This is a genomic window from Streptomyces sp. NPDC058674 (assembly GCF_042716505.1).
GTDB lineage: Bacteria > Actinomycetota > Actinomycetes > Streptomycetales > Streptomycetaceae > Streptomyces.
On record NZ_JBHXSC010000051.1, the window covers coordinates 1 to 15135 of the forward strand.

A 15135-nucleotide genomic window follows, 5' to 3' on the forward strand; every position below is an offset into this window, starting at 1 on the left:
GGCACGTGCTGTACTCCCTGGTCCACTTCCCGTGGGCGGTGTTCGGCTTCGTGGTGGCACTGGTGTTCTGGGCGTACGGCTGGGGCTTCCTGCTGTACCCGGTGTGGTTCTGGGTCTTCCCGGCCTTCACCGACCAGCCGGGCCTCCAGGTGTTCCAGAACGACGACTACTCCCTCTACCTCGACTCGCCCCCCGCGATCGTCGCCACCTCCCTGATCGGGCTGGCCTTCACGCTCACCGCCCCCTGGGTGATCCGGGCCCTGGCCACCGTCGACCGGGTCATGGTCGGCGCGCTGCTCGGGCCGTCCCGGCTGGACACCCGGGTCACGGAGCTGGAGTCCGACCGGGGCGTGGTCGTGGACACCGCCGCCGCCGACCTTCGGCGCATCGAGCGCGATCTGCACGACGGGGCGCAGGCCCGGCTGGTGGCGCTGGCCATGGATCTGGGGCTGGCCAAGGAGAAGCTGCGGGAGGACCCGCGGGCCGCCGCGCGGATGGTGGACGAGGCCCACGGCGAGGTGAAGGTCGCCCTGCGGGAGCTGCGCGACCTGGCCCGCGGGATCCATCCGGCCGTCCTGACCGACCGGGGGCTGGACGCGGCGCTGTCCTCGGTCGCCTCGCGGTGCGCGGTGCCCGTACGGGTGGCGGTCGAGCTCCCGGCCCGGCCCGCGGCGGCGATCGAGGGGATCGCGTACTTCACGGTCTCGGAGCTGTTGCAGAACATCAGCAAGCACTCCGGTGCGCGGTCGGCTTCGGTGGACGTGTGGAAGTCCGGGGAGCGGCTGCTGATCCAGGTCTGCGACGACGGGCGCGGTGGCGCGGCCGCGGGCTACGGGTCCGGGCTCGCGGGCCTGACGGAGCGGTTGGACGCGGTGGACGGCGTGCTGGTCGTGGACTCCCCCGCCGACGGCGGGACGGCGGTCACCGCCGAGCTGCCGTGGCGGCCGTAGCCCCCTCCGAGTCCCCCCGGACCCCGCCCTGGTTCCCCTGAGTCCTGACTTCCCGTCCGAGCCCCCCTCTAGTCCCGTCCGAGCCCCCCCGGAGGCCCACCCGAGCCCCCGCCCCCCGGCCGCCCCGCCCCCGCGTGCGGGTCCCTCCGGATGTGGAAACTCCCCCCGTACGCACACCCGTTGTCCCGGCTCTGCCGTGATCCGGCTCCGGGGCTGGGATGCTTGGCCGAGCCAGGTAGTGCGGGAGCGAAGTGGATGCGGGAGCTGCTGAATCGTGGAAGACAGGGTGCGGGTGGTCATCGCCGAGGATTCGGTGCTGCTGCGGGAGGGCCTGACCCGGCTGCTGACCGACCGGGGGCATGACGTCGTCGCAGGTGTAGGGGACGCGGAGGCCCTGATCAAGACGGTGGCGGAGCTGGCGGCGGAGGACGCGCTGCCGGACGTGGTGGTGGCGGACGTCCGGATGCCGCCGACCCACACCGACGAGGGCGTGCGGGCGGCCGTGCGGCTGCGGCGCGACCACCCCGGCGTCGGGGTCCTCGTGCTGTCCCAGTACGTGGAGGAGCAGTACGCCACCGAGCTGCTGGCCGGTTCCTCGACCGGGGTGGGGTACCTCCTCAAGGACCGGGTGGCCGAGGTCCGGGAGTTCCTGGACGCGGTGGTGCGGGTGGCCCGGGGCGGTACCGCGCTGGATCCCGAAGTCGTCGCGCAGCTGCTCGGCCGCAGCCGGAAGCAGGACGTGCTGGCGGGGCTGACCCCCCGGGAGCGCGAGGTGCTGGGGCTGATGGCCGAGGGCCGCACCAATTCCGCCGTGGCCAAGCAGCTGGTGGTGAGCGACGGGGCGGTGGAGAAGCACGTCAGCAACATCTTCATGAAGCTGGGCCTGTCGCCGAGTGACGGGGATCACCGGCGTGTGCTGGCCGTTCTCACCTACCTGAAGTCCTGATCGACTGACAGTCTGCCAGATACGGCATACCGGTCGGATCGTCTCAAGGTGCGGTCCGACGGTCCAGAACGTGGTCGCTCCCCGGGAGCGCACTCCTACGGACGTAGGGTGGATCCCGGGGGAGCCCACGCCTCGAAGGAGGTCCAGTTCAGTGACCAGCCAGGTCAGCAGCCCGGCCGAGCAGGCCGACGGAGCCGGGGGTGCGGTTGTCGGTGGACAGCGCGCCCCGGCCGGCCCGGGCGCCAAGGAAGTCCGCCGCCTCGATCGTGTGATCATCCGATTCGCGGGTGACTCCGGTGACGGTATGCAGCTCACCGGTGACCGCTTCACCTCGGAGACGGCGTCGTTCGGGAACGACCTCTCCACCCTGCCGAACTTCCCCGCCGAGATCCGCGCCCCCGCCGGGACCCTGCCCGGCGTGTCGTCGTTCCAGCTGCACTTCGCGGACCACGACATCCTGACCCCCGGCGACGCACCGAACGTGCTGGTCGCCATGAATCCGGCCGCGCTGAAGGCCAACATCGCGGACGTGCCGCGCGGCGCGGAGATCATCGTCAACACCGACGAGTTCACCAAGCGCCCGATGGCCAAGGTCGGCTACGAGACCTCCCCGCTGGAGGACGGCTCCCTCGACGCCTACAACCTCCACCCGGTGCCGCTGACCACCCTCACCGTCGAGGCGCTGAAGGACTTCGGGCTCCCCCGCAAGGAGGCCGAGCGCAGCAAGAACATGTTCGCGCTGGGGCTGCTGTCGTGGATGTACCACCGGCCGACGGAGGGGACCGAGAGCTTCCTGCGGAGCAAGTTCGCGAAGAAGCCCGAGATCGCCGAGGCGAACGTGGCCGCCTTCCGTGCGGGCTGGAACTTCGGCGAGACCACCGAGGACTTCGCGGTCTCCTACGAGGTGGCGCCCGCGACCAAGGCGTTCCCGACGGGCACCTACCGCAACATCTCGGGAAACCTGGCCCTCTCCTACGGGCTGATCGCGGCCGGCCGGCAGGCCGACCTGCCGCTCTACCTGGGCTCGTACCCGATCACCCCGGCCTCCGACATCCTGCACGAGCTGTCGAAGCACAAGAACTTCGGCGTGCGGACCTTCCAGGCCGAGGACGAGATCGCCGGCATCGGAGCGGCCCTGGGCGCGGCCTTCGGCGGCGCCCTCGCCGTGACGACGACCTCCGGCCCCGGCGTGGCCCTGAAGTCCGAGACGATCGGGCTGGCGGTCTCCCTGGAGCTGCCGCTGCTGATCGTGGACATCCAGCGCGGCGGCCCCTCCACCGGCCTGCCGACCAAGACCGAGCAGGCGGACCTGCTCCAGGCCATGTACGGGCGCAACGGCGAGGCCCCCGTCCCGATCGTGGCCCCGCGGACCCCGGCGGACTGCTTCGACGCCGCCCTGGACGCGGCCCGGATCGCGCTCACCTACCGCACCCCGGTGTTCCTGCTCTCCGACGGCTACCTCGCCAACGGCTCGGAGCCCTGGAAGATCCCCGACGTCGACGACCTGCCCGACCTGAGGGTCCGCTTCGCCGCCGGCCCCAACCACACCCTGGCCGACGGCACCGAGGTGTTCTGGCCGTACAAGCGCGATCCGCAGACCCTGGCCCGGCCCTGGGCCGTCCCCGGCACCCCCGGCCTCGAACACCGCATCGGCGGCATCGAGAAGCAGGACGGCAGCGGCAACATCTCCTACGACCCGGCCAACCACGATCTCATGGTCCGCACCCGCCAGGCCAAGGTCGACGGCATCAGCGTCCCGGACCTGGAGGTCGACGATCCGGACGGGGCGCGGACCCTGGTCCTGGGCTGGGGCTCCACCTACGGCCCCATCACCGCCGCCGTCCGCCGGCTGCGCCAGGCCGGGCGGCCCGTCGCGCAGGCCCACCTGCGCCACCTGAACCCCTTCCCGCGGAATCTCGGCGAGGTCCTGGGGCGTTACGAGAAGGTGGTGGTGCCCGAGATGAACCTCGGGCAGCTCGCGACCCTGATCCGGGCGACATACCTGGTGGACGCCCAGTCGTACAACCAGGTCAACGGAATGCCGTTCAAGGCGGAGCAGCTGGCGACGGTCCTCGAGGAGGCCATCAATGACTGAGGTGACCGACGCTCCCCACCGGACGCTGCTGTCGCTCGTGCCCAAGGCCGAGGCGAAGCAGTCGATGAAGGACTTCAAGTCGGACCAGGAGGTCCGCTGGTGCCCCGGCTGCGGGGACTACGCCGTGCTGGCCGCCGTACAGGGCTTCATGCCCGAGCTGGGGCTGGCCAGGGAGAACATCGTCTTCGTCTCCGGAATCGGCTGCTCCTCCCGCTTCCCGTACTACATGAACACCTACGGGATGCACTCGATCCACGGCCGCGCCCCGGCCATCGCGACCGGCCTCGCCACCTCGCGCCGGGACCTGTCGGTGTGGGTGGTCACGGGTGACGGGGACGCGCTCTCCATCGGCGGCAACCACCTCATCCACGCGCTGCGCCGCAACGTCAACCTCAAGATCCTCTTGTTCAACAACCGGATCTACGGCCTGACCAAGGGGCAGTACTCCCCCACCTCCGAGGTCGGCAAGATCACCAAGTCGACCCCGATGGGCTCCCTCGACGCGCCGTTCAACCCGGTCTCCCTGGCCATCGGCGCCGAGGCCACCTTCGTCGCCCGCACCGTCGACTCCGACCGCAAGCACCTCACCGAGGTGCTGCGGCAGGCCGCCGACCACCAGGGCACCGCCCTCGTCGAGATCTACCAGAACTGCAACATCTTCAACGACGGCGCCTTCGAGGTCCTCAAGGACAAGGACCGGGCCGAGGACGCCGTGATCCGCCTGGAGCACGGGCAGCCGATCCGGTTCGGCGCCGAGGGCGCCAAGGGCGTGGTCCGCGATCCGGCCACCGGCGACCTGGAGGTGGTCGCGGTGACCCCGGAGAACGAGTCCCGGGTCCTCGTCCACGACGCGCACTCCACCAGCCCCACGCATGCCTTCGCGCTGTCCCGGCTGGCCGATCCGGACACCCTGCACCACACCCCCGTCGGGGTCTTCCGCAGTGTGGAGCGGCCCGTCTACGACACCCTCATGGCCGACCAGCTCGACACCGCCGTCGAGCAGCGGGGCAAGGGCGATCTCGGCGCCCTGCTGAGCGGCAACGACACCTGGACCGTCGTCGGCTGACCCGGCGGCGCCCCGCACGAGGCCCGGAACCCCGGACGACCCGGGGTCCGGGCCTCGTCGTATGTCCGGGGCGCGGGCGCGGCCGAGGGGGAGCGCCGGAAGCACCACCAAAGGAAAGCGCTTTCGAAAAGTTAGCGCTTACCGTAGGGTGGTACTACTGCCCCGCCCCCCCACGAGGAGAGCAATCATGAGCATCGTCGTCACCGGAGCCACCGGAGCCCTCGGCCGGCTCGTCGTCGAGGAACTGCTGACCCGGGTGCCCGCCGCCGAGGTCGCCGTCGTCGTCCGCGACCGGACCAAGGCCGCCGCCCTGGCCGAGCGCGGCGTGGACGTCCGCGTCGCGGACTACGACGACCCCGGCGCCCTGGCCGCCGCCTTCCGCGCGGGCGACCGGGTGCTGCTCATCTCCGGCAACGAGATCGGGCGCCGCACGGCCCAGCACACCGCCGTGCTCAAGGCCGCCCTGGCCGCGGGAGCGGCCCAGCTCGCCTACACCGGCGTCCTCGGCGGCCCCGAGGCCGACTTCGAGCTGGCCGCCGAGCACACCGCCACCGAGCAGGCCGTCCTCGACTCCGGCATCCCCTACACCTTCCTGCGCAACGGCTGGTACCACGAGAACTACACCGACCAGATCCCCTCCGCCCTGGAGCGGGGCGCGGTCCTCGCCAGTGCGGGCGGGGGCCGCGTCGCCTCGGCGGCGCGGGCCGACTACGCGGCCGCGGCGGCCGTGGTGCTGACCGGCGAGGGCCACCTGAACCGTGTCTACGAGCTCTCCGGGGACACCGCCTGGAACCTCGCGGAGTACACCGCCGAGCTGTCGGCGCAGAGCGGCCGCGAGGTCACCTACACCGAGGTGACGCCCGAGGAGCAGCTGGCGGCCCTGACCGGCGCCGGGGTGCCCGAGGGGTTCGCGGCGATCATCGTCGACGTGGACGCGGCGATCGCCCGGGGACGGCTGGCGGGCACCAGCGGGGACCTGGCCCGCCTGATCGGGCGGCCGACGGTCCCGCTGGCCGAGGCGATCCGCGCGGCCCTGGCCTGATCCGACCGGGACCCGGGGCCCGCCCGGCGGGCCCGAGGGCCCGGCCTGATCCGCCCGGGACCCGGAGCCGGCCGCGACCGTGCGAGCCTCCTGCGGTGTCATGAGCATCTCCCTGGAACGGGCATGACATACGACCCGCGCGGCGCTACGGTCGTGAGGTTGGCCGGAAGTCGCACAGGAGGCCCCGTGAAGCCACAGACCGAGCAGCGCACGGGTTTGCTCTACGGATTCGGCGCCTACGGGCTCTGGGGGCTGGTCCCCCTCTTCTGGCCGCTCCTCAAGCCCTCCGGCGCCGTCGAGATCCTCGCGCACCGCATGGTGTGGTCCCTCGCCGTGGTCGGGGTGGCGCTGCTCGCCCTGCGCCGCTGGAGCTGGATACGGGAGCTGGTGCGCCAGCCGCGCAAACTCGCGCTGACGACGCTGGCCGCCTCGGTGATCACCGTGAACTGGGGCCTCTACATCTGGGCCGTCAACGCCGGCCAGGTGGTCGAGGCGAGTCTGGGCTACTTCATCAACCCCCTGGTCAGCATCGCGATCGGCGTCCTCGTGCTCGGCGAGCGGCTGCGCCGCGTGCAGTGGACGGCGGTCGGCATCACCTTCGCGGCCGTGCTGGTGCTCGCGGTCGGCTACGGGAGGCCGCCGTGGATCTCCCTGGTCCTGGCCTTCTCCTTCGCCACGTACGGGCTGATCAAGAAGAAGCTGAACATGGGCGGGCTGGAGTCGCTGGCCGCCGAGACGGCCGTGCTGTTCCTTCCCGCGCTCGGCTACCTGCTGTGGCTGGGCGCGCGCGGCGAGTCCGGCTTCGTCTCGCAGGGGGCCGGCCACTCGCTCCTGCTGGCCGCGACCGGGCTCGTCACCGCGATCCCGCTGGTGTTCTTCGGGGCCGCCGCGATCCGGGTCCCGCTGTCGACCCTGGGCCTGCTCCAGTACCTGGCCCCGGTGTTCCAGTTCGGGCTCGGCGTCCTGTACTTCCACGAGGCCATGCCGCCCGAGCGCTGGGTCGGCTTCTCCCTGGTGTGGGCCGCGCTCGCCCTCCTGACCTGGGACGCGCTGCGCAACGCGCGCCGGTCGCGGGCCCGGCTGCTCGCCGTCGCGGAGGTTCCCGGAGGCGCGGCGGCGCCGGCCCGCGAGCCCGCCTGAGCATTCCGCACGCCGACGCCCCGCCCTCCCCCCGGTCCCCGGTACGGAACTCCCGTACCGGGGACCGTCCGTTCTCCGAACAGCCCTGACCGAATTGTGGTCTTGACGGATTGTCATGCTCTCGCTGAACATCAGGCTCGCACTGACGCACTGCCGCACCGACGCTCACCTGCTCTCTCGCTCGTTCCGTCACATCCCCGCGGATCCCGGAGCCCCCACATGAGCCTGTCCGTCTCCCGGCGCCTCGCCGCCGTGACCGCCCTCGCGGTCGCGGGCCTGATCGCCTCCACCGCCCCCGCCGCACTGGCCGCCCCCACGGCGGTCACCGCGGCGCCGACGCCGCCCGACATCCCCCTGGCCAACGTCAAGGCCCACCTCACGCAGCTGTCGACGATCGCCGCCAACAACGGCGGCAACCGCGCCCACGGCAGGGCCGGCTACAAGGCCTCGATCGACTACGTGAAGGGCAAGCTGGACGCGGCGGGCTTCACCACCACGCTGCAGACCTTCACCTCCAGCGGCGCCACCGGCTACAACCTGATCGCCGACTGGCCGGGCGGCGACCCGAACTCGGTCCTGATGGCCGGGGCCCACCTCGACTCGGTGACCTCGGGCGCCGGCATCAACGACAACGGCTCGGGCTCCGCGGCCGTCCTGGAGACCGCGCTCGCCGTCTCCCGCGCCGGACTCCAGCCCACCAAGCACCTGCGCTTCGGCTGGTGGGGCGCGGAGGAGCTGGGCCTGGTCGGGTCGAAGTACTACGTCAACAACCTGCCGTCCGCCGAGCGGGCCAAGTTCGCCGGCTACCTGAACTTCGACATGATCGGCTCGCCGAACCCGGGCTACTTCGTCTACGACGACGACCCGACGATCGAGCAGACCTTCAAGAACTACTACGCGGGCCTCGGCGTACCCACCGAGATCGAGACCGAGGGCGACGGCCGCTCGGACCACGCGTCCTTCAAGAACGTGGGCATCCCGGTCGGCGGCCTGTTCACCGGCGCCAGCAACAGCAAGACCGCGGCCCAGGCGCAGAAGTGGGGCGGCACCTCCGGTCAGGCCTTCGACCGCTGCTACCACTCCTCCTGCGACTCCCTGTCGAACATCAACGACACCGCCCTGGACCGCAACGCCGACGCCGTCGCGTACGCGATATGGAACCTCGGGGCGGGCACCCCGGTCCCGCCCGGCAAGTCGTTCGAGAACACGGCGGACGTGAACATCCCGGACTCCCCCGCCGCCGCGGTGACCTCGCCGGTCACGGTCTCCGGGGTCACGGGCAACGCCCCCGCCACCACCAAGGTCGACGTCAACATCGTCCACACCTACCGCGGTGACCTGGTGATCGACCTGATCGCCCCGGACGGCACGGCCTACCGGCTGAAGAACTCCAGCTCGGACTCGGCCGACAACGTCGTCGCCTCCTACACGGTCAACGCCTCCTCCGAGGTGGCCAACGGCGTCTGGAAGCTCCAGGTCAAGGACGTGGCCGCGCAGGACGTCGGGTACATCAACAGCTGGAAGATCACCTTCTAGCCGACGGCCGGTTCCACGGCTACGCCTCCTCGGCGCGGCCCTGGAACGAGGCGGGCAGCGGCTCCTGTATCCGGGCGCGCAGCTCCTCGGCCACCGCCCCGATGTCCACCCGGCCCGACTTGGCCGCCTCGACCAGGTCGCCGAGGACCTCGGGCGAGGGCAGCTGTCTGGCCCCGGCCACCCGCAGGTACGAGCGGGTGGCCGCGGCCGCGTAGAACTCGTTCATCGGGGACTCCAGCGCCGGGCACACGGCGAGGGTGTGCAGAAACGCCGCGGCCCGCCACGCGGTGTCCGGGGCGGGCTGTTCGGGCACCAGGACGAGGTCGTTCTGGTGCCGGGCGACCGCGGCGGCGACCCCCGAGGGGTCCCAGACCGCGGGGTCGGACGGGAGATGGTGGGCCAGAGCGGTCCAGGCCCACTCCATGGTGATCTTCAATTGCCGAACCGCTCCTGGAAGTAGCCCCAGTGGTCGGCGAACTCGTCGATGCCGGAGAGGAAGTCCTTCCGGTCGTCGTCGAGTTCGCGCTCCGTCACCTCGGTGATCAGCGCGGTGACCGTCGTCCCCAGCGCCGCCGCGCGCGCCTTCAGGCGTTCGTGGAACTCTTCGTTCAGGCGGATGGTGACGTGTCTCGACATGGCGACCACCGTACAGCGGGCGCGCTGTACGCAGCAGGGCAACGGCGCAAGGGTGGCCCGGGACACAGGTCCCGGGCCACCCTTGCGGTGCGCGTGGCCGCGCGCGGGGCTACTTGGCGGCGTCGGCCGTCTTTACCAGCTGGTCCTTGGTGACCGCGCCGACGTAGACCTTGCCGTCGTCCGTGATCAGGGCGTTGACCAGGCGGGTCGACAGGACGCGGCCCTCGCCGAACTTCCCGGAGACCTTGTCGCCGAGGGCGCTCAGGAACTGCTTGGCCTCCTTCGGGGCGTTCTGGTCGTTCTCCAGGTCCTTCAGGCCCTTGCCCGCGCCGGTGTCGATGCGCGCGACGGTGGCCCAGCCCTCGCCGAGGACCGTCACGTCGCCCTTGCCGTTCGCTCCGCCGGCCAGCTCGCCGAGGCCCGGGAAGGACTCCAGCGCCTTCAGGCCCTTGTCGTGGCCGCCCTCGCCGGCGCCGGCGCCGTCGGCGCCCTCGGTCACCTTGGCGCCCTTGGGCGGGGTGAAGGAGAAGGTGCCGGCGGCCGGCTTGGCGAAGTCCACCTGGGTGAAGCCCGCGTCGGCGATCGGCTTGCCGCCCTGGGAGGACAGCAGCTGCACGCGCAGCGGCACGCCGTTCTTGGCGTCCACGGCGATCTGGACCGAGCCGACGGTGGAGCCGGCCTGCTTGGGCTTGAGCACCAGCTGGTAGGCGTCCCGCCCGGCCACCTGCGCCGTGTCGCCCACGCTGACGTCCGTGGTCGGGCCGGCGGCCTTCAGGACGTCCTGGGCCAGCTGCTGCGGCGAGGCGGCCAGCCGGTCACCCGTCTTGTGCTCCGCGGACTTCCCCGCGTTCTTCTCGTGGAAGGCCTCGTTCGACCGGGAGTCGTAGCCCCAGACGTCGTCGCCGTTGTGGACGAGGGTGTACTCGTCCTTGCCGTCCAGGAAGGTCAGCCGCTGGCGGTCCGGGCCGTCGGCCGCGACGCGGAAGGTGTGCGTGCCGTTCGCCAGCTGCGCGACCTTGTCCTCCGGGTCGGCGGAGCCGCCCGTGACGCCCCCGCCGCCCAGCAGTCCGGACGCGATCTTCGGCAGGCCGAGGTCGGTGCTGAGCCGGGCCGTGCCGGACACCTGCTGGACCTCGGATGCCGCGATCTTCTCGATGAGCTCCTGCGCCGTCACCTTGGGCAGGTCGGGGCCCCCGGCGTTGGCGAAGGCCGGGACCATCGCGATGGTCGCCGCGGCCACGCCCGCCACTGCCACCGGTACGCCGTACCGGGCGACCCTGCGAGAAGTCTTCGTGTTCGCTGCCATGTCAGTGCCCTGCCCTCTGTGTCGACTGCGGCGACCGCCGTGTCGCCGCGCTCACCCGATCTGGTGGGGTTGATGGCTCCATCTGACCAAATCTGCGCCGCGGACGCGTCAGTCCCCGGACGCAACTGCGCGTACGACCGTGGGATGACAAGGAACGGGCCACCCCGTCCCGGACCCGTAGGGGTCGTCGTGACGGAATGGCCCGTTCCACCGCGGGGAGGGGCGGCCGGCGTCAGCCGGCGCGGTGCACGACCGCGTCGCAGAGCTCTTCCAGCGCCGACTTCGCGAAGCACTCCGGCAGCGGCGCGAGGGTGGCGCGCGCGTCCTGCGCGTACCGGATCGTGTCGCGGCGGGCCTGCTCCAGGGCCGGGTGGGCCCGCAGCCGGGTCAGGACCTCGGCGTGGCGGGCGTCGTCCGTCAGATCGCCGTCCAGGAGCCGTACGAGCTCCAGGTCCTCCGGCCGTCCGTCGCGCGCCGCCGCCTCCCGCAGCCGCAGCACGGGGAGCGTGGGGATGCCCTCGCGCAGGTCGGTCCCGGGGGTCTTGCCGGACTCGTGCGCGTTGGAGGCGATGTCGAGCACGTCGTCGGCGAGCTGGAAGGCGGTGCCGAGCCGCTCGCCGTACTGGGTCAGGATGTCGACGACCGATTCGTCGGCGCCGGACATCAGCGCGCCGAAGCGGCCGGACACGGCGATCAGCGAGCCGGTCTTGCCCGCGATGACGTCGAGGTAGTGGGCGACGGGGTCGCGGCCGTCGCGCGGGCCGGCCGTCTCCAGGATCTGCCCGGTCACCAGCCGCTCGAAGGCCTCGGCCTGGACGCGCACCGCCTCGGGGCCGAGGTCGGCCAGGATGTGCGAGGCGCGGGCGAACAGGAAGTCGCCCGTCAGGACGGCCACCGAGTTGCCCCAGCGGGCGTTGGCGCTGTCCACGCCGCGGCGCACGTCGGCCTCGTCCATGACGTCGTCGTGGTAGAGCGTCGCCAGGTGCGTCAGCTCCACGACCACGGCGGAGGGCACGATCCCCGGCGCGTACGGATCGCCGAAACGGGACGCGAGCATGACGAGCAGCGGCCGGAACCGCTTGCCTCCGGCCCGCACGAGGTGCTGCGCGGCCTCGGTGATGAAGGGGACTTCGCTCTTGGTGGCTTCGAGCAGACCCGCCTCGACGGCGGCCAGTCCGGCCTGGACATCGGTCTCAAGAGCCTGGTCCCGCACGCTCAGTCCGAACGGCCCGACGACGGTCACGAGGGGTACTCCTGTCTGCTGACGATCACGCTGACGATCACATGGATTGTCGATGTGTCGCTGCCATCACTCAAGCCAGCGTATCCGGTCCGATTTCGATCACCGAGAGCGCCTGTCCGGCCACCACCCGCGCACCGCCCGATACGCACCGGTATGTTCTTGAGGAGCCGATTCAAGCGGAGAATGCGTTTTGCCCCCGTCCACAGGCGATTGGCGACCCGATCCGATGATCATCCGTACCGATTTCCCGTACGCGACCACCCGTGAGGACGTCCGGATCCCGCTGTCCGACGGGGTCGAGCTGTACGCGCGGATCTGGCGTCCGGTGACGGACGAGCCCGTCCCGGCGCTGCTGGAGTACCTCCCGTACCGCCTCACCGACTGGACCGCGCCCCGCGACCGGCAGCGCCACCCCTGGTACGCGGGCCACGGCTACGCCTCGGTACGGGTGGACGTGCGCGGCCACGGCTGCAGCGGCGGCCGCCCCGGGGACGAGTACGACGCCCGGGAGCTGGCCGACGGGGTCGAGGTCGTCGGCTGGCTGGCGGCACAGCCGTGGTGCAGCGGGGCGGTGGGCATGTTCGGGATCTCCTGGGGCGGCTTCAACAGCCTCCAGATCGCCGCGCTCGCCCCCGAGGCGTTGAAGGCGGTCGTCACCGTCTGCTCGACCGACGACCGCTACGACAACGACGTGCACTACATGGGCGGCTCGGTGCTGGCCGTGGACATGCACGCCTGGGCGGCGACCATGCTGGCCTTCGCCTCGCGGCCGCCGGACCCCGAGTACGCGGGCGAGGGCTGGCGGGAGCAGTGGCTGGACCGCCTGGAGGGCGTGGAGCCGCTCGTCCACACCTGGCTCTCGCACCAGACCCGCGACGACTACTGGCGCCACGGCAGCGTCTGCGAGGACTACGCGGCCGTCGGCGCCGCGGTGCTCGCGGTGGGCGGCTGGCACGACCCGTACCGGGACACCGTGCTGCGGCTGGTCGAGCACCTGCCGCCGGGCCGGGTGCGCGGGCTGATCGGGCCGTGGTCGCACCAGTACCCGGACCGCGGGCTGCCGCCGGGTCCGGCGATCGGCTTCCTCCAGGAGACCCTGCGCTGGTGGGACCACTGGCTCAAGGGCGAGGACAACGGCGTGCTGGACGAGCCGCTGCTGCGCTGCTGGATCAGCGACTCGCACCCGCCGGCCACCGTGTACGAGGAGCTGCCGGGCCGCTGGGTCGGCGAGAGGGCCTGGCCCTCCGCGTCCGTGATCCCCGTCCCGTACGCGCTCCAGGGCCCGCCGGTGGACGTCGCCTCCCCCCAGCACACGGGGCTGGACGCGGGCCGGTTCTTCCCCTTCGGCAACGACGCCGACCTGCCGCCGGACCAGCGGGAGGAGGACGCGAAGTCGGCGTGCTTCGAGTTCCCGGTGGGCGGGGACGAGCCCGTGGAGATCCTGGGGCGGCCCTCGGCGACCCTGCGGCTGCGGATGGACGTGCCGTACGGGCAGGTCGCGGCCCGGCTGTGCGACGTGGCGCCGGACGGCTCCTCGACCCTGGTCACGCGGGGCGCGCTGAACCTCTCCGCGCGCCACGGCCGGGACCGGGCGGCGCCGTGGCCGGTGGGCGCGTACGAGGACGTCACCTTCGAGCTGAACGGCATCGGGCACTCCTTCGCGCCGGGGCACCGCATCCGGCTGTCGGTGTCCTCCGCGTACTGGCCGTGGATCTGGCCGCGGGCCGGCTCCGAGGCCGGCTGGACGCTGGACCCGCAGGGCAGCGCGGTGACCCTCCCGGTGCGGGCCCGGTCCGCCGCGGACGGGCAGATCGCCTTCGGGGCGCCGGAGCAGTCCGCGCCGCTGGGGGTGGTGTATCCGGCCACGCTGGACGAGCCGCGGCCGGAGCGGCTGGTGGTGCGGGACGTCGCGCGCGGGACGTGGCGGCTGGAGGTGGACCCCCGGTACGGGGGGACGCGGGTGTATCCGGACGGGCTGGAGTTCAGCGAGGACGCGGTGGAGGTGTACGAGATCCAGGAGGCCGACGCGCTGTCCGCCACCACCCGGTCGGAGTGGAGGATCCGCCTCCACCGGCCCGACCGGGGCTGGGACGCGCGGGTCGAGACCCGGTCGGAGATCTCGTGCGACGAGGGCGGCTTCCTGACGCGCGACGAGGTGGTGTGCCGGGAGGGCGGGGAGGTGCTCTTCCACCGGACGTGGGAGCGGCGCCTCCCGCGCACGGCGGGCTGACCGGCCGTCCGGGCGGGTACGGCCGGGGCTCCGATGGGTGCGGCCGGCCGGACCGCCGGCCGGGCGGGCGCGGGGTGGGGCCCCGCGGGGGCGGACGTCAGGCGTAGAGGCGTTCCAGGACGACCGCGATGCCGTCGTCCTCGTTCGAGAGCGTCCGCTCGTCGGCGACGGCCAGGAGTTCGCGGTGCGCGTTCGCCATCGCCACCCCCCACCCGGCCCACGCGAACATCGGCACGTCGTTCGGCATGTCGCCGAAGGCGATCGTCCCGGCGGGAGAGGCGTCCAGGAGCCCGGCCGCCCGCGCCAGCCCGCTGGCCTTGTCGATGCCCGGCGGCTGCAGCTCGACGGTGTGCTCGCCGGCCATCGTGACGTTCACCAGGTCCGCGACCGCCGACCGGGCCAGCCGCGTCAGCTCGTCGTCGTCCAGCTCCGGGTGCTGGAGCAGCACCTTGGTGATGGGGGCCGACCACAGGTCGCAGCGGCGCGGTACCCGGACCGTCGGCAGGTGGGGGTGCCACATCCGGTAGCCCGGCCCCATGAGCATCTCGGCGTCCACCCCCTCCTGGTTGACCGCCGCGTAGACCTCGCCGACCTCCGCCTCGATCTTGCCGAGGGCCACCTCGGCCAGCTCCCGGTCCATGGAGACGGAGTGCAGCAGGACTCCGTGCGCCGCGTCGTACACCTGCGCGCCCTGCCCGCACACCGCGAGCCCCGCGTAGCCGAGGCCTTCGAGGACGTGCCGGACCTGTGGAACCGGGCGGCCGGTGACGATGATGTGTCGGGCACCGGCCGCGCGGGCCGTGGCGAGCGCCTGGTGGGAGCGGGCGGAGACGGTGTCGCCGGCGCGCAGCAGAGTCCCGTCCAGGTCGGTGGCGATGAGGTCAAAGGGGAGGGCGGAAGTCACCGTGCCAAGGATACGGACCTCGTTGGACAAGTCCTACAAAT

The 15135-nt window shown here is 72.2% G+C and carries 13 protein-coding genes; 8 read left to right on the forward strand and 5 right to left on the reverse strand.

All coding sequences use genetic code 11. The annotated features are described in order from the left end of the window. The 7 genes from ACFWU6_RS23740 to ACFWU6_RS23770 form a co-directional block, all read left to right on the forward strand. The coding region (locus ACFWU6_RS23740) for a sensor histidine kinase (protein WP_383982939.1) at window positions 1-950 on the forward strand (950 nt) is incomplete at its 5' end. Window positions 951-1236: 286 nt separating this feature from the next. Next, window positions 1237-1896 carry a LuxR C-terminal-related transcriptional regulator gene (locus tag ACFWU6_RS23745; RefSeq protein ID WP_374778376.1) on the forward strand — a complete coding sequence of 220 codons (660 nt, stop codon included), beginning with the start codon at window positions 1237-1239 and terminating at the stop codon, window positions 1894-1896. Window positions 1897-2047: 151 nt separating this feature from the next. Next, a complete protein-coding gene (locus tag ACFWU6_RS23750; RefSeq protein WP_383807693.1) occupies window positions 2048-3991 on the forward strand; it encodes a 2-oxoacid:acceptor oxidoreductase subunit alpha in 1944 nt (647 codons plus the stop codon). After that, the gene (locus ACFWU6_RS23755) at window positions 3984-5057 is read left to right on the forward strand and encodes a 2-oxoacid:ferredoxin oxidoreductase subunit beta (protein WP_383982941.1); all 1074 of its coding nucleotides are present in this window, start codon (window positions 3984-3986) and stop codon (window positions 5055-5057) included. The genes ACFWU6_RS23750 and ACFWU6_RS23755 overlap by 8 nt, the downstream gene beginning before the upstream one ends. 187 nt (window positions 5058-5244) lie before the next feature. Then, on the forward strand, window positions 5245-6099 hold the full coding sequence (locus ACFWU6_RS23760) for an NmrA family NAD(P)-binding protein (protein ID WP_383807687.1): 855 nt from the start codon (window positions 5245-5247) through the stop codon (window positions 6097-6099). A gap of 186 nt (window positions 6100-6285) precedes the next feature. Beyond that, complete coding sequence (rarD, locus tag ACFWU6_RS23765; RefSeq protein ID WP_383982943.1) at window positions 6286-7239, forward strand: EamA family transporter RarD; 954 nt, start codon at window positions 6286-6288, stop codon at window positions 7237-7239. 219 nt (window positions 7240-7458) lie between these two features. Further along, the gene (locus ACFWU6_RS23770) at window positions 7459-8775 is read left to right on the forward strand and encodes a M28 family metallopeptidase (protein WP_383807682.1); all 1317 of its coding nucleotides are present in this window, start codon (window positions 7459-7461) and stop codon (window positions 8773-8775) included. A 19-nt stretch (window positions 8776-8794) separates the two neighbouring features. Here the strand turns inward: ACFWU6_RS23770 and ACFWU6_RS23775 are convergent, their stop codons facing one another. The 4 genes from ACFWU6_RS23775 to ACFWU6_RS23790 form a co-directional block, all read right to left on the reverse strand. After that, complete coding sequence (locus ACFWU6_RS23775; RefSeq protein WP_383807679.1) at window positions 8795-9211, reverse strand: hypothetical protein; 417 nt, start codon at window positions 9209-9211, stop codon at window positions 8795-8797. After that, entirely contained in the window at window positions 9208-9411 is a 204-nt protein-coding gene (locus ACFWU6_RS23780) for a hypothetical protein (protein WP_383807677.1), read from the reverse strand. The genes ACFWU6_RS23775 and ACFWU6_RS23780 overlap by 4 nt, the downstream gene beginning before the upstream one ends. Before the next feature lie 109 nt (window positions 9412-9520). Next, window positions 9521-10717, reverse strand: a complete 1197-nt coding sequence (locus tag ACFWU6_RS23785) for an outer membrane lipoprotein carrier protein LolA (RefSeq protein WP_383807674.1) — start codon at window positions 10715-10717, stop codon at window positions 9521-9523. Window positions 10718-10949: 232 nt separating this feature from the next. After that, a complete protein-coding gene (locus ACFWU6_RS23790) occupies window positions 10950-11960 on the reverse strand; it encodes a polyprenyl synthetase family protein (protein ID WP_383982945.1) in 1011 nt (336 codons plus the stop codon). A 226-nt stretch (window positions 11961-12186) separates the two neighbouring features. Here ACFWU6_RS23790 and ACFWU6_RS23795 point away from each other — a divergent pair, with 226 nt between their 5' ends. Then, entirely contained in the window at window positions 12187-14190 is a 2004-nt protein-coding gene (locus ACFWU6_RS23795; RefSeq protein ID WP_383982947.1) for a CocE/NonD family hydrolase, read from the forward strand. 97 nt (window positions 14191-14287) lie between these two features. Here the strand turns inward: ACFWU6_RS23795 and ACFWU6_RS23800 are convergent, their stop codons facing one another. Beyond that, a complete protein-coding gene (locus ACFWU6_RS23800) occupies window positions 14288-15094 on the reverse strand; it encodes a Cof-type HAD-IIB family hydrolase (protein ID WP_383982949.1) in 807 nt (268 codons plus the stop codon). Window positions 15095-15135 lie beyond the last annotated feature (41 nt).